The organism is Halorubrum sp. Boch-26 (genome assembly GCF_029889805.1).
Taxonomy (GTDB): domain Archaea; phylum Halobacteriota; class Halobacteria; order Halobacteriales; family Haloferacaceae; genus Halorubrum.
In genome coordinates this window covers 26,161-48,854 of sequence record NZ_JARANT010000004.1, presented here as the reverse complement: position 1 = coordinate 48,854, position 22,694 = coordinate 26,161, and the positions used below count along the sequence as shown (strand labels likewise).

Below are 22,694 nucleotides of genomic sequence, written 5' to 3'. Positions count from 1 at the left end.
CGCCCGCGCTCGACCCGCCGCGGTCACTCCTCGGCGTCGCGGAGGTGCTCGCAGTCCCCGGCGTGGACGCGCCGCGCTCCGCCTCCGGTGTCGATCACGAGCGCACCCGGCGACTCGACGTCGACCGCGGTCCCCACGACGGACTCGGTCGGCGTCTCCACCCGCACCCGCCGGCCGAGCGTGCTCGCCCGATCTCGCCACGCGGAGAGGATCCGGTCGGAGCGGTCGGCCGTCTCCGCGAGCGCCGCGAACCGTTCGAGGAGCGTCGCCGCGAAGCGCCGTCTATCGGTATCCGCGCCGATCTCGGCGCGTAGGGAGGTGGCGCCCGCGGGGAGCGTCTCGGGGTCGAGGTTCGCGTTGACGCCGACGCCGACGACGAGCCACGACACCCGATCGGCCTCGCCCTCCATCTCGGTGAGGATCCCGGCGAGCTTGCGGCCGCCGCGTCCCGAGCGATCGCTTCCACTCGCGTGTTCACCCTCCGCCTCGCTTCCCACCAACACGTCGTTCGGCCACTTGATGTGCGCGTCGACGCCGGCCTCGCGGCAGGCGTCGACCGTCGCGACCGCCGCCGCGAGGGTGAACAGGGGCGCCCGGGCCGCCGGGACCGTCGGGCGCGTGACGAGCGAGAGCCAGACGCCGCCGCTCGGCGCGACCCACTCGCGAGATAGCCGTCCACGTCCCCCGGTCTGCTCGTCGGCGACGACGGCGACGTCCGCGGCGCCCCCGGTCGCCAGCTCGCGGGCGCGGTCGTTCGTCGACGGGAGGCTCTCGTGGTACTCCACCCGGTACGGGGTGTCGAGTCCGAACTCGATCCCGGCCGCGCAGTAGGCGGGGACAGCCGGCGCGACGTACCCGTTCGGCGTCGATTCGACCGCGAACCCCTCCTCGCGGAGCGCCTCGACCGCCTTCCACACCGCCGCCCGCGAGACGCCGAGCTCCGCGGCGAGGGCCGGGCCCGAGACCGGACCGTCTTCCAAGGCGTCGAGCAGCGCGCGACGCGTGTCCATGCCGACGGGGTCGGCGCGGGCGTGCAAAGCCGTTCCGGGTCGGAGCCGCCAGCGTCGAGACCGACCGGATCGCCCGCGAAAGCCGGTCGACTCGGGCGCACATCTATGCCTCCGGAACACCACGCTCCGGTCGTCGAATGACCGATCCGATCGCGGAGACCGTCTCGGTGGTCGTCGTCGACGGCGACGAGCGCACCGAGCTGTCCGTCGAACCGGGGCGGAACCTCCGGCGCGTCCTCCTCGACGTCGACCTGTCGCCGTACGCGGCCGCGACCCGTCGGCTGAACTGCGGCGGACGCGGGCTCTGTGCCACCTGCGGCGTCCGGATCCGCGATGGTCCGCCGCCAGACCACTGGCACGACCGGCTCGCGGCCCGCTTCGGCTATCCGCGGCTCTCCTGCCGGGTAACCGTCAGGGGTCCGATGACCGTCGAGCTCGTCGACAAGCGGGTGTGGGGATCGCGCGAGTCCGCCGGAGGCGACTGAGGGCGAGAGAGCGGCGGCTCCCGCGTGGCGGTCGCTCGCCGCCGAGACACCTCGTTTCCGGTGAAAGCGAGCCCGCGTGACGGCGACGCCGTCCCTCGTGGGCACAAGACACAAGGTCTCAGGGGCGAACGCTCCGGTATGCAACCCTCCAAGGAGCGGGGGTCGTCCGACGGCGACCCGTTGGACGACCTCGACGACCTCCTCGACGACGACCTCGCCGAGGGCGAATCGTCCTCATCGTCGGACGACACCGGGGGCGACATCGCGGCGAGCGACGCCTCCGGTCGGGCCGCCACCGCGGGCGACGACGGGGGCCGGATCGGGGCGAGCGGTCGCTGGTTCTCCGCGAAGGCGTTCGCGCTCTCGCTCGTCGCGGTCGCCGCAGGCGTGTTCGTCGGCGGTGCGATCCCCCTCATCGGCGGGACGATCGGTTCCGCCGGAGGCGTGTTCCTCGCGGCGTTCCTCATCGGGCTGGCCCTCTCATCTCGGCGGTACGTCGAGACCGGTCTCGCCGGCGCCGGGGCGGGGGCGACCGTCGCCGTGATGAACGTCCTCGGCGTCGGCTTCCTCCCGATCGGCATCGATTACCTCCAGCAGTGGGGGCTCCCCCTGCTCGCCGTCGGCGGTGGACTCGGCCTCGTCGTCGCGCTGCTCGGCCACTACCTCGGCCGCGACCTCCGTGCGGGGGTGACCGCTGACGTCGAGGGCTGAGCGGCCCGGGAAGCCCTTACTTCCGCCCGATCAGCGCGGGCCAGTGATACGCGTCGAATCCGACGTACGCGGCGATCTCGCGGCGTTCGAGCGCGACGAAGCCGGCGAGGATCGCGAGGAAGCCGAGTATCGCCTCCCCCTCGATCAGGCTGCCGAACAGGACCCAGCTCCCGACCGCGGCGACGACCGGCTCGGCGTATCCGACGAGGTGGAGCTGTGCGGGGCCGACCGCGTCGAGCAGCGCGAAGTAGATCAGGAACGCGAGGACGCCGGACAGCAGGGTGAGGTACGCTAACGACGCCATCGCGGTTCGGTTCCACACGATCGCCGCCGGCGACTCGCCGAACAGGGCGGCGCCGACGAACAGGAGCCCGGCGCCGAGCACCATCGCCCACCCCTGTAGGGCGGCGATCGGGAGATCGGTCCGGAGCGGTCGCAGCAGGACCGCGCCGAGCGAGAAGGCGACGGCGCCGGCGAACGCGAGCGCGACGCCGAGCAGGGCTGAGTTGCCGATCCCAGTCCCCGTCGGGTCGGCGATCACGACCACGCCGAGGACTCCGAGTGCGAACCCGCCGATCTCGACGGGGCCGAGCCGCTCGCCCGGGAGGAGAAGGGAGGCGAACACCGCGGTCAACACCGGCACGAGGCTCACGACCACGGCGGCGACCGCCCCGGAGATGTGGATCTCACCGACGTACAACAGACCGTGGTACGCGGCGATCACGAAGGTTCCCGCGACGGCGACGCCGAGCCACTCGTCTCGACCGCGAGGAATCGTCCGACCGGACGCGACCGCGGCGATCCCCAACACGATCGCCCCGGCGACCGCGTACCGGACGCCGGCGAAGAGCAGCGGCGGGAAGTAGTGCAGCCCGGCCTCGATGGCGACGAAGGAGGTACCCCACAGAGTCGCGAGGAGGACGAACGCGGCGACGACTGATTCCGGAGTAGAAATCATATTCCGTAACTTCATTGAGTGTTACTTCGAAGATGTTCGAGGCAGTTAAAGTATTCTTCCATAACTCGCCAGATTTAAAATGAACAACCACACATACAAATGAACTGCAATTCGGTCCCGAAACGGGCCCCGTTCTTGGAGTCGAATGCAACTGTGTCGGTCGAAATATACAATAATCCCTCACGCGAAGGGCGGGTATGGACGAGCGCGACGTGCGGCTGTTGAAGGCGATATCGGACTTGGGCACCGGGAGTCCCGAGCGGCTCCACGAGGAGACGGACATTCCGGTGTCGACGATCCACTACCGGCTCAACAACCTCCGCGAGGACGGCGTGATCGAGAACGACCTGTACGACCTCGACCACGAGGCGCTCGGGCTCGGCGTCACCGTCATCGTCGAGGTGCTCGCCGGCTACGAGGGGCCCTACGAGGAGTTCGCGGAGGAGCTGCTCGCGGTCGAGGGGGTCACGGAGGCGTTCTTCACCATGGGCGAGACCGACTTCGTCGTGCTCGCACGCCTCTCCTCGTCGGACACCGTCGAACGCCTGATCAGCGATTTCGAGGCGATCCCGGAGGTCGAGCGCACGAACTCGACGTTCACGATCGCCACGCTGCGCGACGAGCCGCGCGCGCCGGCGACCTACGAGCTCGACACGCTGCTCGCGGAGCTGACGGAGTAGTCGGCGGACCGATCACGGGTCGAGCACGGTCCCCACCGACCGCTCGACGTACAGCAACGCGACCAGTCCCAGGATGACGATGGTGTACGACACCGCGGCGAACAGCGCGTCCTGCGCGGAGCCGTACTCCGAGGTCCGATAGATAATCACCTTCCGGACCATCGCGATGACGCCGGTGTAAATAACGAGCCTGACGATCCGGCGGGTGTTGCTCTGTTCGATGTACGCGACGACGGTCTCGTACACCTCGACGATTATCAGCAACAGCAGCCCGGTCTCGATGAACCCGATGACGACGTTCGGGTCGGTGATCGCACCGGTCGGAACGGACTCGACGATCTGGATCGCGAGGTCGACGACGCCGATACCGAACAGGAGGGCGAAAAGCGCCGCGGCGGCGAGTTCGACGCCGCGGATGAACCGGTTCGTCGTGTCGAAGATGCGATCGCCGGCCGTTTGGCCGGCGGATTGCTCGTCCGACTGGTCGGCAGACTGGTCCGCCATCGAATTCCTCTCAGGTCGAGGGAGGACGCCCCGACACGTAAAGAACAGGCCTGACCGACCGGAGAAGCGCTACGACCGCTTCCCGATCTCCTCGCGGAGCACGTCGGAAACGACCTCGCCGTCGGCCTTCCCGCGAAGCGCACCCATGGCCTCGCCCATCAGCCCCGAGAACGCGCCCATCCCCTCTTCGTCGATCTGGTCGGCGTTGCGCTCGACGACCTCGACGACCGCTTCGCGCACTTCCGCCTCACTCACGCCGGAGAGGCCCGCCTCCTCGACCGCCTCCGCGGCCGTAAGATCGGGGTTCTCCGCGAGCGTCGTCAGCACCTCGGGGACCCCTTCCTTCGCGAGGTCGCCGTCCTCGACGAGGGCGAACAGCTCGAGGAAGCGATCGTCGCTCAGGTTCTCGACGGGCGCCCCCTCGCGGCGGATCTCCGTCGTCGTCGACTCCAGCGTCGAGGCCGCGAAGGTGGGATCGACGCCGCGGTCGACCGCGGTCTCGAACAGCGGGAAGCGACGCCCGAACGCGACCTGCTCGGCGAGCCCGCGGTCGAGCCCGAACGCGTCGACGTAACGGTCGGTCTTCTCGTCGAGGAGTTCGGGACGCTCCACGTCGGACGGGTCGGGTTCGACCGGCGGCACGTCCGTCTCCGGGTACATCCGCGCCGCGCCGGGGAGCGGGCGGAGGTAGCGGGTGGTCCCGTCCTCGTTGGCGTCGCGGGTCTCCTCCGGGACGCCCTCGATCGCGGTCCCGGCGCGGTCGGCGGCGGCCTCGATCGCGAGGTCGGCCGTCTCCGGGTCGGCGGCGACGATGGCGACCGCGTCTTCCGGGCCGGCGCCGACCGCCTCGCGGAGGGTCGCGACCTCCTCGTCCGTGACGCCGTACGCCGGCAGCTCGTCGGTGTGGAAGATGCCGCCGGCGCCGTGGCGCTTCGCGTGGTCCGAGAGCTCCGTGCCGAGCCGACGGTCCGACTGGATCTCGCGCCCGACGAGCCCGTCGAAGCCGAAGAGGGGGACAGCCGTCACCTTCCCGCCCGAGTCGAGCGCGCCGCGGATGACCCCGGAGTCGGTGTCGGCGAAGGCGTCGGTCACGTCCGCAACGTCGCCGACGCTCGCGTCGCGCTCGCGGAGTTCGTCGCGGATCGCGAGCAGTTCGGCCTGTCGACCGACCTCGCCGCGCACGATGTCTTCGATCCCCTGCAGGTCTTGGACGCCCTTCACCTCGACGCGGGCGCCGTCGGCGATGGAGACGTTGACGTCCTGCCGGATCGTGCCGAGCCCGCGCTTGACCGCTCCGGTCGACCGGAGCAGCATCCCGATGCGCGCGGCCGCCTCGCGGGCCCCCTCGGGGCTCCGAATGTCCGGCCCGGTCCCGATCTCGACGAGGGGGACGCCGAGGCGGTCCAGCGAGTAGACGACGCCCTCCTCGGTCTCCTCGACGCGCTTGGCCGACTCCTCCTCCAGCATGAGGTCGACGATCGACACCGTCCCCTCGCTCGTCTCGATCTCTCCGCGCTGCCCGAGCAGGATCGAGCGCTGGAAGCCGGAGGTGTTCGACCCGTCGATGACGAGCTTCCGCATCACGTGCGCCTGATCGACGACCGAGACGTCGAGCAGGTCGGCGATCTGGAGGGCGACGGAGAGCGCCTCGTCGTCGACGCGCCGGGGCGGCTCGTCGTCCTCCTCGACGAGACAGGTGGTGTCGTACGCGAGGTAGGTGAACTCGCGGTCGACCCGGCTCTCCTCCATCGCGGCGTCGTCGAGCTCGCCGAGCTCGCTCTTCGTCGGGTGGAGCCGGCGGGCGATCTCGCGGTCGGCCTCGTCCGGGTCGCGCTCGACGGTCGGGGAGTCGCAGAACAGCTTCGTCTCCGTGTCGAGCTGCTGGTGGATCTCCAGCCCGGCGACGAGCCCCAGCTCCTCGTGGTCGTACTCGGGGGTCGCGTCCTCGCTCATTACGCCGTACTCCGGCAGGCCGGAACAAAAAGGGTGGCAGTTCGCGCGAGCGGTGACCGACTGTCGAGACGTGCGTCGGAGCGTGGCGCCGACGATGTCAGTTATAAGTGAATGGGGCGGTGGCGCGCCCCTCGGAGCGGGCCGCCGGTCCGGCGAGGCTGGGGAGCCGTGAGGCGGCGGTCGCGGTTGGGTGGGGCTTTCGAAGTGTCCACCGTCTCAGGACCTATTACGGAGCGACCACTCAGCATGTAGCAGTCGAAAGGAATTGTGCGTGGGTGCTGTCGTAGAGACAACACCGTGCATCGGTGTGGCGGGTGTGCCGCCGAGCGATGCGTGGGACCGGATTTGAACCGGCGGACCTCTACAGGACAGCGCCCTCAACGCTGCGCCGTTGGCCTGGCTTGGCTACCCACGCCCGCGGGTGTCCTGTCGCGTCCTCACGTACCCTTCCCCCAATTAAAAGCCCTTCCATTCGACAGTGGCGTGCCGAAGAGTGACATCGGGCGGCGGGGCCGAACGGACCGCGCCCCGGACCGCCGAAACCGGCACGCGTTTGGGGATGGCGCCCCTCCGTCGGGTCATGTCCGAGTGGGCCCGCGAGAACGTCCCGCTTTTGACCGCCGCCTCCTCCGTCGTCGCGCTCGCCGTGGTGTTCGGCGCCGTCGGCGGTGCGATCCCGGGCGCTCTCCTCCCCCGCGCGAGCGACGCCGTCCTCGCCGCGATCCCGCACTTCAACGCGGCCGTCTCAGTCATCGCGATCGCCACCATCCTCCTCGGGTGGCGCGCCATCTCTCGCGGGAACGTGCGCCGCCACCGGGCGTTCATGCTGACGTCGTTCGCGCTCTTCACCGCCTTCCTCGGGGCCTACCTCTACCGGCTGATCCACGTCGGCACGACCGCGTTTCCCGGCCCCGAGGCCGTCTACACCTACCTCTATCTCCCCTTCCTCGGGGTCCACATCCTGCTCGCGATCGTCTGTCTCCCGTTCGTCTTCCACGCCCTCCTGCTGGCTGCGACTCGCCCGTATGAGGATCTGTACCGCACTCGCCACGCGCAGGTCGGCTTCGTCGCCGCCGTCCTCTGGCTGGTCTCCTTCACGATGGGTGTCGGTGTGTACGTCATGCTGTACCACGCGTTCTGAGGCGCCCGCGACGACCACGACGAAGCTTGAAGCCGCCGCCGAGCGTACGGACCGGTGTGCTGTTCGCGACCCACCTCCTCGTCGCCGCCGGTATCGGGTGGCTGTCGGGCCGCCCGCGAGGCGTTTCCGGACTCAGGGGCACACCGGCGTTTCCGCCCGCACTCTCGACCGGATGGCTCGTCGCCGGCGCAGCCCTCTCAGACGTCGTGGACAAGCCGCTGGGTGCGCTCGGGGTCTTCGATGTGTACCAGTCGGTCGGCCACTCCGCGCTGCTCCTTCCGCTCGCGGCCGCCGTCGTCGTGAAGCACCGACACGGGCTCGCGCTCGCGGTCGGCTGGGGGTCACACCTCGCGCTCGACGCACTCCACATGACCGTGAACGGGCGGGCGGGCGACGCGCTGTTCCTCGCGTGGCCGGTGCTCACGCGCTCCGATCCGCTCGCGATCCCGCCGGGCGAGTTCGCGCTGTTCTACGCCGGAAGTCCCTCCTTTTTCCTCGAAGCAGCCCTGTGGCTGGCGGCGATCGTCGTCGCGCTGCGGTCGCGGTTCGGCGTCGGTGCGGCTCGAAAAAGCGGTCGGTGAGCCCCGTCGGCTACCCTACTCCTCGTCGTTCGCCATCTGATGGGCCGCGTAGAACAGGGGGACGAGCAGCGCCCCGGCGAAGCCGAAGCCGAGCGCGAGCGCGCCGATGTCGCCCGCGCTGAGGGTGCGACCACCGCCGTCGCTTTCGCCGTCGCCGCCGTCGCTCCCGCCGTCGCCGCCGTCGCTCCCGCCGTCGCTCCCGCCGTCGCCGTCGCTCCCGCCCGCGTCCGGCTGGACGAGGTCGTCGTCGACGGAGCCGATGGCGACGGCGCCCTTCATGCCGACCGCCTTGTGCGGAACACAGTAGTAATTGAACGTGTCGCCCTCGGCGGCGTCGTCGAACGTGTACTCGAAGGTGGTTCCCTCCTCCGTGATCGGATCGCCGCTGTCGAAGGTCTCGTCCTCGGCGACGACGTTGTGCGCGCCGCCCTCGCCGGTCCACTCCCAGACGACGGTCGTCCCGGGGTCGATCAGGATCGCCGCCGGGCCGAATCTGAGCCCGTTGACCGCGCCGACGGTGACCGTGACCTCGTCTTGGCCGGTGTAGTCGTGAGTGCCGTCGTAGTTATCCACGTCGTCCAGATAGCCGCCGTACTGGGCGGCGACGGTTCCGGATCCGGTGGCGAGGCCGGTCGCGGCGGCAGCGCCCGCGGCGCCCGCCCGGAACAGCCCGCGGCGACTCACCGTCGCGTCGTCGGCGTCGGATGTCATACGCGTACCTCCCGGCGTGGGCGTATTTAAATTCCCGATTCTGGGCTCACGGTGCGAGAACGCGAGTCGGCGACCGGATCAGTCGTCCGCCGGCGTGGGATCGGACGTGACGGCGTCGAGGTCGCGGTCGCGTTCCTCCCCCTCCACGTCGAAGGGGTACTCGCCGGTGACGCAGCCGAGACAGAGGTCAGCGCGGCTCTCGCCGAGCGACTCGGCGACGGCGTCGATCGAGAGGTACGACAGGGAGTCGGCGCCGACTTCCTGACGTATCTCCTCGGTCGAGGCGTCCGCGGCGATCAGCTCCTCACGGGTCGCCATGTCGATGCCGAAGTAACAGGGAGCGAGGATAGCCGGCGCGCCGATCCGGAGGTGGACCTCCTCGGCGCCCGCCTCGCGGACGAGATCGACCAGCTGGGTCGAGGTCGTCCCGCGGACGATGGAGTCGTCGATGATAGTGACCGACTTCCCCTCCACGGTCGATCGGATCGGGTTGAGCTTCAGCCTGACCGCGCGCTCGCGCTCGTCCTGCGTCGGCATGATGAACGTGCGCCCGACGTACCGGTTCTTCATCAGCCCCTCGGCGAACTCGATGCCGGCGTCGCCCTCCGGACGAGGCTCGCCGTCCGCGGTCGTCTCGCCGGCGGCATCGGCGTAGCCGGAGGCGAACGCCCGCCCGGAGTCGGGCACCGGCATCACCACGTCCGACTCGACGCCGGACTCCTTCCAGAGCTTGCGGCCGAGTTTGCGGCGGACTTCGTACACGAGGTTCTCGTCGATGACGGAGTCGGGGCGCGCGAAGTAGACGTGCTCGAAGAAGCAGTGGGCGGTCGACTCGCGCTCGACGAGCTGGTAGGTGTCGTACCCCGACCCGTCGGGATCGAGGACGACGAGCTCACCCGGGCGTACGTCTCGGATGAGCTCCCCGTCGAGGGTGTCGATGGCGGCCGACTCGCTGGCGAGCACGTAACCGCCGTCGACCTTCCCGAGACACAGCGGACGGTTCCCGAGGGGGTCGCGCACGCCGAGGACGGTGTCGTCGTGGGTGATCGCCAGCGAGTAGGAGCCGTGGATGCGGTTCATCGTGTGTTTGACGGCGCGCACGAGGTCCTCTTCGAGGAGGTTGCGCGCGAGGTCGTGGGCGATCACCTCGGTGTCGCCGTCGGAGGTGAACGCGTGGCCGGCCGCGGCCAACTCCTCGCGTACCTCGCCGGCGTTCACGAGGTTCCCGTTGTGCGAGAGCCCGAGCGAGCCGGACTTAAAAGAGACCGAGAACGGCTGCGCGCAGCTCTTGTCGAGGCTACCGGCGGTCGGGTACCGGACGTGACCGATTCCGGTCCCGCCCGACAGCGACTCCAGATCGCCCTTCTCGAACGCGTCGCCAACGAGCCCGCGCTCGACGTGGCTGTGCTGTTGGAACCCGTCGTGCGTGACGATCCCCGCGGACTCCTGGCCGCGGTGTTGGAGCGCGTACAGCGCGTAGTACAGCGGCCGTGCGGCCTCGCGGTCAGCGAGCGAGATGCCGACGACGCCGCACTTCTCTCGCGGCTCGTCAGCGGTGTTATCCCCACCGGCGTTCATGTACGCGAGGATGGGGCGTGAGGCGATAAAAATCCTCGTGTTCGTGGTGCTATCGGGAGTTTCGACAGAAAATATATCCACGAATACGGATCGGTATCGGAAGACCGGCCGACCGGCTCGCCTCGCTCACTCGTCGTCGACACCCCGATCACTCCCCGTCGACACACTCGTCTAACCGCTCGAAGTAGGCCTCGCGCGGCACTTGGTAGGCGGCGCGGTAGTCCACGTCGCCGGCGGCGAACCGCTCCGCGATCTCGACCGCCGCGGCCGAGCCGGCTTCGCGGTCGTCGCGGGTCTCCGAGACCGCCTCGACCTCGGGTTCCAAGAAGAGGACGACGTGCCACTCGTCGGTCGCGTACTGCCCCGATCCGGGGCGGGCCGTTCGCGCGCCGTTCGTGAGGTAGATCGTCGGCAGGCACTCGGCCGGGAGGTCGTCGCCGTCGAACACGTCCGGACGGTAGACGAGGATGGCGCGTCCGCTCGGCTCCTCGTTCCACACCCGCCAGCCGTCGGGGAGCGCCTCGAAGCTCATGGGCGGAATCGGGCGCGGAGGCATGAAAGGGTCGCGCTCCGGCGGCGGGCGCGGCGGCGATCTGCGGGCCCCTTAGTCGACGATGTCCGATCCGCCCGCCGGAATGAACTCCTGGAGCTGGTCCGCGCTCGCGACCTTCCGGACGAACGACTGGTCGGCGAACCGCTCTTTCAGCGTCCGGTAGGCCATCATCGCGGCGTCGTTCTGCGCGTACATCCCCGGTTCGAAGGTGACGCTCGTCGCCGCGCGGTCGACGATCGCCGACGGCGGCCCGCCGATGGCCTGCGTGACCGGCTCACACTGGACGCCGACGGCGATCCGGCAGGGCACGTCCTCGAAGTAGGTTCGGTCGCCGCGGATCACGAAGCTCCCCTTCTCGATGTACTCGCCGCTCTCGGGGGTCTTCGAGACCTGATCGGGCTCGACCATGTACGCGTCGCCCGCGCCGCGGCCGTCCTTCCAGTCCGAGGAGTAGGAGACGGCGAACTGCGCGGCCTCCCGCAGCGTCTCCTCGGCGAAGTCGACGGGATCGGCCGACTCGGAGGGGCCCGACGCCTTCAGCAGTGTCACCGGCCCCCCGTGCGCCTGCGTGTGGAAGAACCGGTCGTGTTTGCCCATGTACTTCTTGACGAGCTCCTCGTTCTGGTCGGCGTTGCGCCCGCCGATGACGAGGTAACCCGTCGAGGTGTGGAACCACCGGAAGCGGTCGTACCAGTCGTCGGGGCTCCGGATCGGGACCGACGGGCGCGAGAGCCAGTCGGTCTCGTACTCCTCCTCGTCTCCGTCTCCGCCGTCGGCGCCGTCGCCTCCGCCGGTCTCGTCGTCGGCCGCTTCCTTCGCTTCCCACTCCGCCTTGCGCTCTTTGACCGCCTCCAACTCGCGGCGAGTCGACTCGATCGCCTCCATCGCGCCCTCCTTTTTCCCCTCGATCCGCTTCGCCTCCCGATACAGCCGGTCGGCGTTGACCTCGACGCCGTCGTCCGCGTTGAGTTCGATCCTGACCGAGTCGCCGTCGTCGTCGCTCTCGGCGTCGAGCCCGACCGTCACCGTCCCCTCGCCGCCGTCGACGTCGACGACGGCCTCCGCGGCCGGGATACCCCGTTCCGCGCCCGCGTCGAGGGTCTCGGCGATCTCGTCCCACGGGACCTCGTTCTCGCGGGCGTCCCGAACCGTCGAGAGCACCTCGTCGACGAGGTCGTAGTTCGCGTACAGCAGCTCCGCGCGCTGGCGCTCCGCCTCGGCCTGCTCTTCGAACCCCTCGATCGCCCCTTGCTGTTGCTCGATGATGCGCTCCTGTTTGGCGATCTCCTCTTCGAACTCCGGCCGAGACGCGCTGGCGTCCGCCGGGGCCTCGCCCGCGTCGGTCTCCTCGCCTCCGAGCCGGTAGAAGTACTCGTCGACGGCGGCGTTGAACGAGTCGAAGCCGACGCTCGGGAGCCCCTCGTGCTCGGAGAGCGGGAAGGGCGTAACGTCGACGACGCGGGGATCGCGGTCGGCGTCGGACCCGCCTCCCTCGCCGCCCAGCTGCTCCTCGTACACTCGGGGATCGATGTCGCCGGAGCGGAGCCGGTCGCCGATCCGTTCGAGCGCCTCGTGGAGCGCGCGGAGCTGGTCGTCGGTCGCCTCGTCGATGGGCGTCTCCTTCTCGACGCCGGCGCGGGTACACACCTCCTCGGCGTAGAGCCCGCCGAGGTTGAGCTGCGTGGCGAGGGTCCGCACAACGTCGCTGTCGGACTCGCGCATGTGTCGTTTAAACCCGCCGAGGCTCACGTCGAGGGGATTGAGCCGCGAGGCGGGGTACTCGTACTGCGAGCCGGGCGCGACCGTCCGAGACTTGAGCCGGACGGTCGACAGCGACCCGACGACTTCGCCGGTCTCGTCGAGCGCGGCGACGTTGCCCTGGCCGAACAGCTCGGCGACGAGCGTCGTGTTCTCGTCCTCGCGCTCGAACTCGAAGGTGAGGATCCGGTCGAACTCGTACTGCTCGACGCCCGCGAAGTCGGCGCCGGACATCCGGTTTCTGAGCATCTTCGCGAAGTTCGGCGGGCGGCCGGGGGCGTCCGCGACGTGCTCGGCGTCCGCGACGTGGGCGCGTTTGGTGTCCCCGACCTCGATCATGAGCTCGACGCGGCCGCGGTCGAAGTCGCGGAGCTTCAGCCGGAGCAGGTCGTCGTCGTAGAGGTACGCCTTGTCGACCTTCGCGCCCTCGTACCGATTGAGCTCGGTGACGAGGGCCGCGAGGTCGATGCTCGACAGCTCCCGCTTCTGGTCCATACCGTCCCAACAGGCGGCCCGGAAAAAGGGATGTCGTTGTGGTGACGGTCGACCGAGTGGTCGCACCGGAGGCGGTTACGGAAGTACAAGGAGAAAGCCCCGCCCTTCAGGACGGGGATGAGTCCGACAGTCAATGACACGGGCCACCGACGATAGCACGGCCTGATATTCCAACATATATTTAAGATAACACACCTAATTACATTTGTAATGGTCACGGTGACTGTCACCGCGAAGTTCCACAATCCATCCCTCTCACGGCGCAAAGAGTGGCAACGCGCCACTCGACTCTACCGTGACACCAAGCGATTCTGTATCGACGGATGGAAGAACGGCGACTTCGGAAAGTCCGTGACCACAGCCAGCATTGACAACGACCTCTACTCGGCTATCCAGAACCAAGCCATTCGAGAGGCAAAATCCGACCACAACAAGGACGGAGAAGTTCGCTACCGAGAAAGTCAGCCGTTCGCCGTCAACAACCAGAACTGGGAACTCGACACAACCGAGAACGGCACGGTTGTCGTCGGCTTCCCGTGCGTCTCCCAATGGTGGTACACGCCCATTGAAGTGTACGACGACATTGCCGATCCCGTAGACCAACTGGTCGAAGGTGACGCCGACAAGACACGGCTTCAAGTGTATCGTCGTGGTGATGACTGGTACTGTACGTTCAACGCTGAGTACGACACCGATACGTCGGGTGAGACGCCCATCGGCGTTGATATTGGCGAACGCCACATCCTCGCGGTGACGGCATACGGTGAAGACGAGTCCATGCTGGTGTCTGGTGGTGAGGCGAAATATGTTCGACGCAAATATCGTTCCCTACGCGATTCGCTTTCGGAAGCGAGTGCGCTTCGCGCACGTAACCGTGTGGGTGACAAAGAACAGCGTCGAATCACGGACTTGAACCACAAACTCTCCCGTCGCCTCATCACGTTCGCGGAACAGTTCGAGAATCCCGTCATTCGGATGGAAGACCTCGAAGGCATCCGCGAGAACAGCTCGTGGGCGGGCGTCCACTCGTGGCATTTCCACCAACTCCAACAGTTCATCACGTACAAAGCCGAACGCGCTGGTATCCGTGTCGAGAAAGTCGATGCATACCACACCAGTCAACGGTGTTCGGTGTGTGGTTCGATGGGAAGCCGTGATGGAGACCACTTTTCGTGTTCAGAGTGTGATCGTGGACGCCACGCCGACCTGAACGCTTCGGAGAATATTGCACAACGGGAGGGTGAACCATGCACGGGCTAACGCTTCGGGCGAGTCGAACCGTGCTACCTCGCGGGCTGAAGAACCCGCCGTCGTTGACGCCCGCTGTATGCGGGGAGGAAGGCCCCATTGATAGGGCTGTACGCGCTGTAACGCACGTCCTTGGTCACAACTGGACGGCTACCTTTGACGTTCCACGCGAAAGCGTACTTGAGAACCGAGGAAACGCGCAACCTGAATATCCACTTCGTGGAATCCTCGCCCTTTAGGGCGGGGAGGATGTCAAAGCCGCTTCGACACGTACGGCCCGTCTTGGTGGTAGCCGAGCTTGTTCCGGTAGTACTCTCGGGCCCCGATCCCGGAGATGACGGCCATCTTCCGATAGCCGGCGTCGCGGGCCATTTGTTCGGCGTGTTCGAGGAGCTTCGTGCCGTATCCCCGGTGTTGCCAGTCGCCGTCGCCGCCGATGGCGACCTCGGTGCCGTACACGTGCAGTTCGCGGATCAGCGCCGCGTCCTCCAGCTCGCGCCGGATCGCGTCGTCCTCGGACCCGGGCGCGCCGGGCTGGTCGGGCGCGAACGAGGGGAACCGCAGGCGACAGAAGCCGACGAGCAGGTCGCGGACGGGGTCCTCGAAGGAGATGAAATGCTCCGTCCCGCCGCCGGCCTCGTAAGTCACCACGTCGAGCTCGACGTCGTCCGGGTCCGGGTCGGCGTCGTTGTGGCCGACCTCGCGGGCGCGGATGTCGCGCTGGACGATCCCCTTCTCCTCGGCCCGCTGGTCGGCGAGCTGCCGGAGGTTCGACTTCCAGACGCCGCCCTCGATAAAGTCGGCGGGGATGTCGCGCTGGACGCGCTGGAGCCGCGTGTACTTCGGGATCTGGTCCATCGCCTCGGCGACGACGTCGGCCGCCTCCTCGTTGGAGAGCGGCTCGAACGAGTCCCGTCGCCACCGGTCGTACACCCGAGTCCCCTCGACGACGAGCGTCGGGTAGATCTTGAGGTAGTCCGGGCGCCAGTCGGGGTTCTCGAACAGCTGCCGGAAGTCCTCGACGCACATCTCCCGCGTCATCCCCGGCTGGCCGGGCATCATGTGGAACCCGACCTTGAACGCGGCGTCGCGCAGGCGGCGGTTGGCGCTGCGGGAGGCCTCGTTGCCGTGCCCGCGGTGCATCTCGCGGTTGATCCGCTCGTAGGTGGTCTGGACGCCGACCTCCACCTTGGTCCCCCCGAGATCGAGCATGCGGTCGATCTGCTCGGGGTCACACCAGTCGGGCTTCGTCTCGAACGTCGTCCCGATGTTCCGGATCGCGTTCGTCTCGTTCTCCGCGATCACGTCTTCGAGGTACTCGAACGAGGTCTCCGCGGGAGCCGGCGCGAACGACTCCTCCTCGGCGGGTTCGGGTTCCTTGTCGAGGTCGTAGTCGTTCATCGCCTGCAGCGCGCGCTTCACGAACCACTCCTGGTAGTCGTGCGAGCGCGCGGTCATCGTCCCGCCCATGAGGATCAGCTCCACCTTGTCGACCGGGTGGCCGATCTTCCGGAGCTGTTCGAGCCGGAGGGTGACCTGCCCGTACGGGTCGTAATCGTTCTGCTCCCCGCGGGCCGCGGCGGGCTCGTGGCCCGTGTACGACTGCGCCGAGGAGAACTCTGAGGCCGGCCCGCCGGGACAGTAGAGACACTTCCCATGGGGGCAGAGCTTCGGCGAGGTCATGATCGCGACCGGCGAGACGCCGGAGGCGGTCCGGACCGGCTTCCGCTGGACCACTTCGATCACGTCGTCGCGGGCCTCAGAGGGCGCGTGATCGAGGATCTCGGTGTTCTTCGGAACCTTCGGCGAACCGAACTCCGAGCAGGCGTCGAGCTTGGCGGACTCGAGGTCGTCGCGGTCGATCTCGCCCGCGAGGATCCGGTCGACGAGGTGCTCGCAGGTGCGGACGAAGGCCTCGGGCTCGTCGCCGTCCGACCCGCCCTCGCCGTCGCCCTCACTGCCGGCGTCCGCGTCACTCGCCGCGTCGGTACTCATTACGCTCCGATCGACGGGTTTCGGAGTTAAGGGTGTCGCACCGCGCGAACCGGCCGGTTTTAGGCCGGCGCTCGCGTAGCCGTCGCCGTGTTACGCAAGGACCTCCTGCGCGTCTCCCGGGCCGGCGGGGGATACCGCCCGCGATTCGCGAGCCGCGAGCACCGCCCGCTCGCGGCGCGGGTGCTCGGGACCTTCGAGTCTCACGTCGGGGAGCGCCGCGGCGACCTCGACGACGCGCTGGCGGCGCTGGAGGCCGACGCCGCCGACGCCGGCGGCGACTTCAAGCTCGTTCGCGGGCTCGCGGCGCTCGTCGAGCGCGAGTGCGTCTTCGAGACGCGAGCGCCGGTCCCGCCGAGCCGCGTCCGCCGCGCCGCGTTCGAGGCGGCGGAGGCGCTCGGCGTCGCCAGCGAATCGGAGCGCGAGACCGCAGTCGACCGCGCCGCCGACGCGCTCGGGATCGACCCGGGGGTCGTGGAATCGTCGCTGTACGCGGACCGCGACGTCAACGAAGTCCTCGTCGACGCCGACGTGCGGTGGGACCCTGACTCCCTCTTAGCGCAGTACGACCTCTCTCTGGCGCAGACCGCCCTCTTCGACGCCACCGAGGTTCGGATCCGATCGAACGACCCGAGGCGACTCGTCTCGGCGGTCAAGCGCCTCCGGCTGATGTACGAGCTGGAGAAGACGCCAGAAGGTCGCGAACTGGTCGTCACCGGCCCGAACGCACTGTTCTCGCGCACCCGTCGCTACGGGACCGCCTTCGCCCGACTGCTCCGCACCGTCGCGGAGTCGGCGGAGTGGAGGCTGTCGGCGACCATCGACGACCGCGGGCGCGAGCGCACCATGCGCCTCTCCGACGGCGACGTGACCGTTCCGGGCGTCGAACCGGTCGCGGAGCCCGACTTCGACAGCGGGGTCGAGGCCGACTTCGCCGGGCGGTTCCGCGGGCTCGACTTCGACTGGACGCTCGTCCGGGAGCCGGAGCCGCTCGAAACCGGGACGCGGGTGATGATCCCCGACTTCGCGTTCGATTACGAGCACGCCGACTTCCGGCTGTTCTTCGAGGTGATGGGCTTTTGGACCCCCGAATACGTCGCGAAGAAGCTCGGCCAGCTCGCCGACGTGGAGGACGTGGACCTGCTGGTCGCGGTCGACGAGAACCTCGGCGTCGGCGAGGAGATCGCCGCGCGCGACCACCGCGTCGTGACGTACTCCGGTACCGTCCGCGTGAAAGATATCGTCGACGTGCTCCGCGAGTACGAGGCCGAGTTCGTCGCGGACGCCGCCGCCGCCCTCCCGGCGGCCTTCGATCCGGACGACGACGTGCTTCCGCTGAGCGACCTCGCCGATCGACACGGCGTGAGCGAGGCGGCGGTAAAGGACGGCCCGTTTCCCGAGCACGAGCTCGTGGGTCGGACGCTGGTCCGGCCCGCGGTCCTCGACCGGGTCGGTGACGAGATCGCGGACGGAGCAGCGCTGTCCGATGTCGAGGTGACGCTCGACGGGTACGGAGTCGACGACGCGAGCGCGATCCTCTCGGCGCTCGGGTACCGGGTCGAGTGGGAGGGCCTCGGGGGCGGGACGGTGAAACGGAAAGAGTAGAGCGGTACTCGCACATTACTCGTAGTTGACAATGAAGATGGATTTATATATCATAATAAGCGAATCATCCGACTGAGGACACTCATGAGTACGAATATCCAAACGCAGCTGCTAGGCAGAGACGTATCGTTCCCGGTCGACGAGTCGCGGTTCGCCTACTGGCTCGTCGTGATGCGACTGATCGTCGGCTGGTGGTTCCTGCACGCGGGGCTCGACAAGTTCCTCGCGTGGCCGTTCGACGCGAGCTGGTTCGTCGGCGGGGCCGCGGCACAGACGAGCCTCGGCCCGATAGTCACGCTGTTCTCAGACGGGATCCTGTTGTCGTTCACCAACATCATGGTCCCGCTCGGGCAGACCCTGATCGGGCTGGGGCTGATCCTCGGCGCGCTGACGCGGCTCGCCGCGTTCTTCGGCGCGTTCCTGATGACGTTCTTCTACTTCATCAACGGCGAGACCGGCGGCTGGGCTCACGGCGTGATCACCGGTGACCTGCTGGGGCTGTTGATCTTCGCGATGATCGCCACGCTCGGCGCCGGGCGCGTACTCGGCGTCGACGCCTACCTCGCGGAGACATCGATCGTCAAGAACAATCCGCGGTTGCGGTACTTCATCGGCTAACGAGGAGACAACAATGAGCGAACTCACTACAATGGAACGAGTCGGACTGTACGGCGGCGGAGCGCTCATCCTGATCGGCACGGTCGGGATGGGGCTGTTGGAGATCGTCGCTGGAGCGCCCCATCCGGTGACGGGGGAAGGACAGGTCGTCCACGAGACGCTGATCAGTCTCAGCGTCCGGTCGTACACCATCCTGCTCGGACTGCTGCTGCTGGCGGCGTACGGGATCAGCAACCTCGCCACCAAGCCGCCGAAGGACACGTCGATCTGAGGCCTACGGCCGGGTGAAGCGCCGCCAGTGGGCAGCGCTCCGACGGATCGACATTTTATCGAAGCCGACGACAGCCGCTTACGCCACGACCGGCAGGTCCGCGCGGCTCCCCTTCGGTACCACTGAGCGCAGTTCGTCGTAGAGGTACAGCCCCACGCCGATCGGCGCCGACTCGCCGGCGATCTCGTGGGTCGCGATCAGATACCCCCAATCGCCGTCCCACTCGGGGAGGTCCTGGTCGTCGCCGGCGGCAAAGGTGGCGGCCTGCTCTGGGTCCAGTTCGATGACGTTCTTCGTCGCGTGATACCCGAATCGAGTGGCCGCCCGGCTCGTCGGCTTCCAGTGCTCCTGTCGAGTCCGGAGGAAAGTCATCCCGATCGCTTCCACCTCGCTGGGATCGGTCGCCTCGCCGTTGAATATCCAGACCTTCCCCGCGCCCTTCTCCCAGAAGCTGTACCCCTCAAAGACGCCCGCGTCGATACCGAACCGCTCCTCGAACCAGTCGAGCACCTCCCGTCTGCTCGCTCGCCCCTCGACCTCGCGGTCGTCGGGGGTCTCCGGGAGCCGGTCGAACTGCTGGCCGTCGTTGGTCGGGGCGTCGTCGGAGTCCGCGTCGTCGCTCATGCGGCCACCTCCTCGTCGTCTCCCGTACCGTCCCCGGCCTCCCCACCGACGCGAAGCTTCGCGCAGAAGAACCCGCCCGTGTCGTTGTGATGGGGATAGATCCGGTTCGCGCGCGTCACCGACTCGTCGTAGGTCTCCCCTTCCCACTCCGTCACGCCGGGGGCCGCGTCGAGCGGGAGGTCGAACGCGACGATCTCGCAGTCCTCCGCCTCCAGGACGTGGTCGAGGACCGCCTCGTTCTCCTCGGGCGCGAACGTGCAGGTGGAGTAGACGACGGTCCCGCCGGGGCGAGTCGCCTGCACGGCGCGCGCCAAGATTCCCTTCTGGATCCCGGCGACGCCGTGGACGTGGTCGAGCGTCCACTGGTCGACGACGTCCGGGTTCTTTCGGCAGGTTCCCTCACAGGAACACGGGGCGTCGACGAGGGCGCGGTCGAACTCGTCGAACGCGAGCGGCTTCGTCGAGAAGTTGCGCGCGTCCTGGTTCGTGACGATAGCGTTCGTGATCCCGAGGCGCTCGGCGTTGTGGCGGAGCGCGGAGAGCCGCCCGAGGTTGTTGTCGTTGGCGACGACGGTCCCCTCGTCGTCCATCGCGTCCGCGATCTGGGTGGTCTTGCTGCCGGGCGCCGCGCAGGCGTCCCAGACCCGCTCGCCCGGCCGCGGATCGAGCGCGAGTCCGGGGAGTACGGACACCTCCTCCTGCCCGTGGGTCCAGCCGTGAACGTACGGCCAGTTGCCGCCGGGGTTCCCGTCTGGCAGCCTGAAGAGGCCGTCGTGCCACTCCACGGCTTCGTAGGCGACGCCCTCCTCGTCGAAGGCCTCGCGGACGCGGGCCGGCGAGGCCGCCATCTCGTTCACGCGGACGACCGACGGCAGCGGCCGATCGCAGGCCGCGCGGAACGCCGCCGCGTCGTCGACGAGCGGCTCGTACCGCGCTAACGGATTCATGGCTTCCCTTTCGCGTCGGCCCGTTAGTCGGTTTCGGGACGGGGGCGGCGCGGTCGTTCCCTCTGAGTCATTGGCCTCCCCTCGCGCCCCACCTTTAGGTCGCTACCCGGAGTACGCGGACGTATGGCACGAATCTCCGTCATCGACGACGAGCTATCCCTGAACGAGCCGACGCTGGTGGAAGGGTTCCCGGGCGTCGGTCTCGTCGGCAAGATCGCGACCGACCACATGATCGAGGCGCACGAGATGGACCACTACGCGAACGTCCACTGCGACGGGCTCCCGCGGGTGGCCGTCTACCGCGAGGACGACCGGGCGCTGACGACGCCCGTCCGGCTGTACGCCGACGCGGAACGCGACCTCGTCGCGCTCCGGAGCGACGTGCCGGTGAACCCCGGCGCCGCGACCGAAGTCGCGGGCTGCCTGGAGAGCTGGTTCGCGGAGACCGCCGTGTTTCCGGTCTACCTCTCCGGGCTCGGCCGCGAGAAGGGAGAGGCGCCGCCGGCGATCTACGGCATAGCGACCGGCGAGGGCGGCGATCGGCTCGACCGCGCCGAGGTGGAGGACCCGCCCGAGGCCGGGCTCATCTCGGGACCCACGGGCGCGATGCTCGCGGAGTCGCTGGAACGCGGCCGCGACGCGGTCGGCCTCGTCGTCGAGTCGGACCCGAAGTTCCCCGACCCCGAGGCCGCGCGTATTCTCATCAAGAACGGGATCGATCCGATCGCGGGCACGGAGACGCCGACCGACGGACTCGTCGACCAGGCGACCGAGATCCGGGATGCGAAACGGGCCTTCGCCGAGCGGATGCAACAGGCCACCGAGGAGAGCTCGCAGGCGGAGCCGCTGAAGATGTTCCAGTAGTCGGCGGGGATCGCTAACCGTCAGTCGTCCGCCGAGCCAGCCCCCCCGTTTCCCGCCTCCAGTTCGTCGAGGATAGGTCGGTACTTGAGCTGGATCTCGTCCCACTCGCGGTCGGGGTCCGAGTCGGCGACGAGCCCGACGCCCGCGAAGAGGGTCGCTCGCCGGGGCGTCGCGACCGCCGAGCGGATCGCGACCGCGAACGCGCCGTTGCCGGCGGCGTCGATCCATCCGACCGGGGCGGCGTACCAGCCGCGGTCGAACGGCTCCGTCTCGTGGATCGTCTCCAAGGCGCGGTCCGGCGGGAGCCCGCCGACGGCGGGAGTCGGGTGTAACGCCTCGACGAGGTCGAGCACGTGGCGGTCGTCGCGGAGCTCGGCCGTGATCGGCGTGTGGAGGTGTTGGACCGTCGCGAGCCGACGGACGCGGCGGTCCCCGGCGGAGACCGAGGCCGCGAACGGCTCCAGCTGCTCGCGGACGGTGTCGGCGACGAGCTCGTGTTCGTGGACGTTCTTCGAGTCCTCGAGCAGCTCTTGGGCGAGCCACTCGTCCTCCTCGGGAGTCTCTCCCCGACCGGTGGTCCCCGCGAGCGCGTCGGTCTCCACGGTCCGCCCGCGCAGCGAGACGAGCCGCTCCGGGGTCGCGCCGAAGAAGGCGCTCCCGCTCTCGTCCGGTTCGAAGAAGTACCGGTGACAGTGCGGGTACTTTCCCGCGAGGCGCTCCAGCGTCGCGGATCGGGGGAACTGCGTCGCCAGATCCGCCTCTAAGGCCTGCGCCAGCACGACCTTCCGCAGGTCGCCGCCGCGGATGCGGTCGACCGCGGCCTCGACGCTCTCGCGCCACGCCTCGCGGCTCGTGGTCCGACGCGTTTCGACGATGCCGGGGCGCGGCGGGTCGGCCGCGCCGCCGTCGATCGCGGTGAGGCGCTCGGACTCCTCGCCGAGCCGATCCTCGACCGCGTCGACGTCGACGTCCGACCCGGCCGCGTTCACCGTGAGCCACGTGCCGTTGTCCGCAAACGTGAGTTGGACGCGCGGGAGCACGAAGCGCGCTTCGGGGAAGGGCCCCCACGGGTCGCCGTCGCACGCCCCCTCGTGGAAGGCGAAGCCGCCGAAGACCCTCGGGCGGGCGGCCTCGGTGCCGGCGTGGACGTCGCCGGAGTCAAAGAGGTCGGCCGCGGCGCTCCGGATTTCGGCGAACCGCCCCGGGCCGCTCGCGGTGAGGGTCGCGGCCGCACCGCTCCCGAGCACGAGGGCGTCGTCCGGGGCGCACCACGTCGTCCGCGGCGACGAAAGGGCATCGAAGGCGGCCGCGAACGAGGGCGCGTCGATCGGGGTCGTGCGGCTGACGAGGGGCGGAGCCGACGTCGAACGCGCCCGTTCCATTACACGTGACTGGGTACCGCGGCCC

At 68.7% G+C, this 22,694-nt stretch carries 22 protein-coding genes and 1 tRNA gene; 10 read left to right on the top strand and 13 right to left on the bottom strand.

Going from position 1 to position 22,694, the window contains the following annotated elements:
- Positions 1 to 23: 23 nt before the first annotated feature.
- Positions 24 to 1,010, bottom strand: coding sequence for a biotin--[acetyl-CoA-carboxylase] ligase (locus OQF71_RS01225; RefSeq protein WP_280585253.1), 987 nt, complete (start codon positions 1,008 to 1,010; stop codon positions 24 to 26).
- A 137-nt stretch (positions 1,011 to 1,147) separates the two neighbouring features.
- Between OQF71_RS01225 and OQF71_RS01220 the strand changes: the two genes are divergently transcribed.
- Positions 1,148 to 1,495: a 2Fe-2S iron-sulfur cluster-binding protein gene (locus OQF71_RS01220; protein ID WP_280585251.1), complete on the top strand. Its 348-nt coding sequence runs from the start codon at positions 1,148 to 1,150 to the stop codon at positions 1,493 to 1,495.
- Between the two features lie 138 nt (positions 1,496 to 1,633).
- Complete coding sequence (locus OQF71_RS01215) at positions 1,634 to 2,206, top strand: hypothetical protein (protein WP_280585249.1); 573 nt, start codon at positions 1,634 to 1,636, stop codon at positions 2,204 to 2,206.
- A 16-nt stretch (positions 2,207 to 2,222) separates the two neighbouring features.
- Here the strand turns inward: OQF71_RS01215 and OQF71_RS01210 are convergent, their stop codons facing one another.
- Positions 2,223 to 3,179 carry a DMT family transporter gene (locus OQF71_RS01210; protein WP_280585247.1) on the bottom strand — a complete coding sequence of 319 codons (957 nt, stop codon included), beginning with the start codon at positions 3,177 to 3,179 and terminating at the stop codon, positions 2,223 to 2,225.
- A gap of 182 nt (positions 3,180 to 3,361) precedes the next feature.
- On the opposite strand from OQF71_RS01210, the gene OQF71_RS01205 reads away from it, so the two are divergent.
- Positions 3,362 to 3,844, top strand: a complete 483-nt coding sequence (locus OQF71_RS01205) for an Lrp/AsnC family transcriptional regulator (protein WP_280585246.1) — start codon at positions 3,362 to 3,364, stop codon at positions 3,842 to 3,844.
- Positions 3,845 to 3,856: 12 nt separating this feature from the next.
- Here the strand turns inward: OQF71_RS01205 and OQF71_RS01200 are convergent, their stop codons facing one another.
- The 3 genes from OQF71_RS01200 to OQF71_RS01190 form a co-directional block, all read right to left on the bottom strand.
- Entirely contained in the window at positions 3,857 to 4,348 is a 492-nt protein-coding gene (locus OQF71_RS01200; RefSeq protein WP_280585245.1) for a phosphate-starvation-inducible PsiE family protein, read from the bottom strand.
- 69 nt (positions 4,349 to 4,417) lie between these two features.
- Positions 4,418 to 6,301: a Glu-tRNA(Gln) amidotransferase subunit GatE gene (gene gatE, locus OQF71_RS01195; RefSeq protein WP_280585244.1), complete on the bottom strand. Its 1,884-nt coding sequence runs from the start codon at positions 6,299 to 6,301 to the stop codon at positions 4,418 to 4,420.
- A gap of 330 nt (positions 6,302 to 6,631) precedes the next feature.
- A tRNA-Leu gene (locus OQF71_RS01190) sits at positions 6,632 to 6,716 on the bottom strand.
- Between the two features lie 165 nt (positions 6,717 to 6,881).
- Here OQF71_RS01190 and OQF71_RS01185 point away from each other — a divergent pair.
- Both OQF71_RS01185 and OQF71_RS01180 read left to right on the top strand, forming a co-directional pair.
- Entirely contained in the window at positions 6,882 to 7,442 is a 561-nt protein-coding gene (locus OQF71_RS01185) for a DUF420 domain-containing protein (RefSeq protein WP_280585243.1), read from the top strand.
- 56 nt (positions 7,443 to 7,498) lie between these two features.
- On the top strand, positions 7,499 to 8,023 hold the full coding sequence (locus OQF71_RS01180; protein WP_280585242.1) for a metal-dependent hydrolase: 525 nt from the start codon (positions 7,499 to 7,501) through the stop codon (positions 8,021 to 8,023).
- Positions 8,024 to 8,038: 15 nt separating this feature from the next.
- On the opposite strand, the gene OQF71_RS01175 is transcribed toward OQF71_RS01180, so the two are convergent.
- The 4 genes from OQF71_RS01175 to rqcH form a co-directional block, all read right to left on the bottom strand.
- Positions 8,039 to 8,734 carry a halocyanin domain-containing protein gene (locus OQF71_RS01175; RefSeq protein WP_280585241.1) on the bottom strand — a complete coding sequence of 232 codons (696 nt, stop codon included), beginning with the start codon at positions 8,732 to 8,734 and terminating at the stop codon, positions 8,039 to 8,041.
- A 78-nt stretch (positions 8,735 to 8,812) separates the two neighbouring features.
- A complete protein-coding gene (gene purF / locus OQF71_RS01170) occupies positions 8,813 to 10,312 on the bottom strand; it encodes an amidophosphoribosyltransferase (protein ID WP_280585240.1) in 1,500 nt (499 codons plus the stop codon).
- A 148-nt stretch (positions 10,313 to 10,460) separates the two neighbouring features.
- Positions 10,461 to 10,844, bottom strand: coding sequence for a DUF5820 family protein (locus OQF71_RS01165; RefSeq protein WP_280585239.1), 384 nt, complete (start codon positions 10,842 to 10,844; stop codon positions 10,461 to 10,463).
- 72 nt (positions 10,845 to 10,916) lie between these two features.
- The gene (rqcH, locus tag OQF71_RS01160) at positions 10,917 to 13,118 is read right to left on the bottom strand and encodes a ribosome rescue protein RqcH (protein ID WP_280585238.1); all 2,202 of its coding nucleotides are present in this window, start codon (positions 13,116 to 13,118) and stop codon (positions 10,917 to 10,919) included.
- 210 nt (positions 13,119 to 13,328) lie between these two features.
- Between rqcH and OQF71_RS01155 the strand changes: the two genes are divergently transcribed.
- Positions 13,329 to 14,378 carry a transposase gene (locus tag OQF71_RS01155; protein WP_280585237.1) on the top strand — a complete coding sequence of 350 codons (1,050 nt, stop codon included), beginning with the start codon at positions 13,329 to 13,331 and terminating at the stop codon, positions 14,376 to 14,378.
- Positions 14,379 to 14,618: 240 nt separating this feature from the next.
- On the opposite strand, the gene OQF71_RS01150 is transcribed toward OQF71_RS01155, so the two are convergent.
- Positions 14,619 to 16,361, bottom strand: coding sequence for a tRNA uridine(34) 5-carboxymethylaminomethyl modification radical SAM/GNAT enzyme Elp3 (locus OQF71_RS01150; protein WP_280585236.1), 1,743 nt, complete (start codon positions 16,359 to 16,361; stop codon positions 14,619 to 14,621).
- Positions 16,362 to 16,448: 87 nt separating this feature from the next.
- Here OQF71_RS01150 and OQF71_RS01145 point away from each other — a divergent pair, with 87 nt between their 5' ends.
- From OQF71_RS01145 to OQF71_RS01135, 3 genes are all read left to right on the top strand, one after another.
- Positions 16,449 to 17,963, top strand: a complete 1,515-nt coding sequence (locus OQF71_RS01145) for a DUF790 family protein (protein ID WP_280585235.1) — start codon at positions 16,449 to 16,451, stop codon at positions 17,961 to 17,963.
- Positions 17,964 to 18,047: 84 nt separating this feature from the next.
- Positions 18,048 to 18,581, top strand: coding sequence for a DoxX family membrane protein (locus OQF71_RS01140; protein WP_280585234.1), 534 nt, complete (start codon positions 18,048 to 18,050; stop codon positions 18,579 to 18,581).
- Between the two features lie 13 nt (positions 18,582 to 18,594).
- Entirely contained in the window at positions 18,595 to 18,852 is a 258-nt protein-coding gene (locus OQF71_RS01135) for a hypothetical protein (RefSeq protein ID WP_280585233.1), read from the top strand.
- A 78-nt stretch (positions 18,853 to 18,930) separates the two neighbouring features.
- Here the strand turns inward: OQF71_RS01135 and OQF71_RS01130 are convergent, their stop codons facing one another.
- A complete protein-coding gene (locus OQF71_RS01130) occupies positions 18,931 to 19,476 on the bottom strand; it encodes a hypothetical protein (RefSeq protein WP_280585232.1) in 546 nt (181 codons plus the stop codon).
- Positions 19,473 to 20,423, bottom strand: a complete 951-nt coding sequence (locus OQF71_RS01125) for an RsmB/NOP family class I SAM-dependent RNA methyltransferase (RefSeq protein ID WP_280585231.1) — start codon at positions 20,421 to 20,423, stop codon at positions 19,473 to 19,475. Before OQF71_RS01125 ends, OQF71_RS01130 begins: the two co-directional genes overlap by 4 nt.
- 123 nt (positions 20,424 to 20,546) lie before the next feature.
- On the opposite strand from OQF71_RS01125, the gene OQF71_RS01120 reads away from it, so the two are divergent.
- Positions 20,547 to 21,287, top strand: coding sequence for a PAC2 family protein (locus OQF71_RS01120; protein ID WP_280585230.1), 741 nt, complete (start codon positions 20,547 to 20,549; stop codon positions 21,285 to 21,287).
- A 20-nt stretch (positions 21,288 to 21,307) separates the two neighbouring features.
- Here OQF71_RS01120 and OQF71_RS01115 read toward each other — a convergent pair whose 3' ends face one another.
- Positions 21,308 to 22,669, bottom strand: a complete 1,362-nt coding sequence (locus OQF71_RS01115) for an isochorismate synthase (RefSeq protein WP_280585229.1) — start codon at positions 22,667 to 22,669, stop codon at positions 21,308 to 21,310.
- Positions 22,670 to 22,694: the final 25 nt, after the last annotated feature.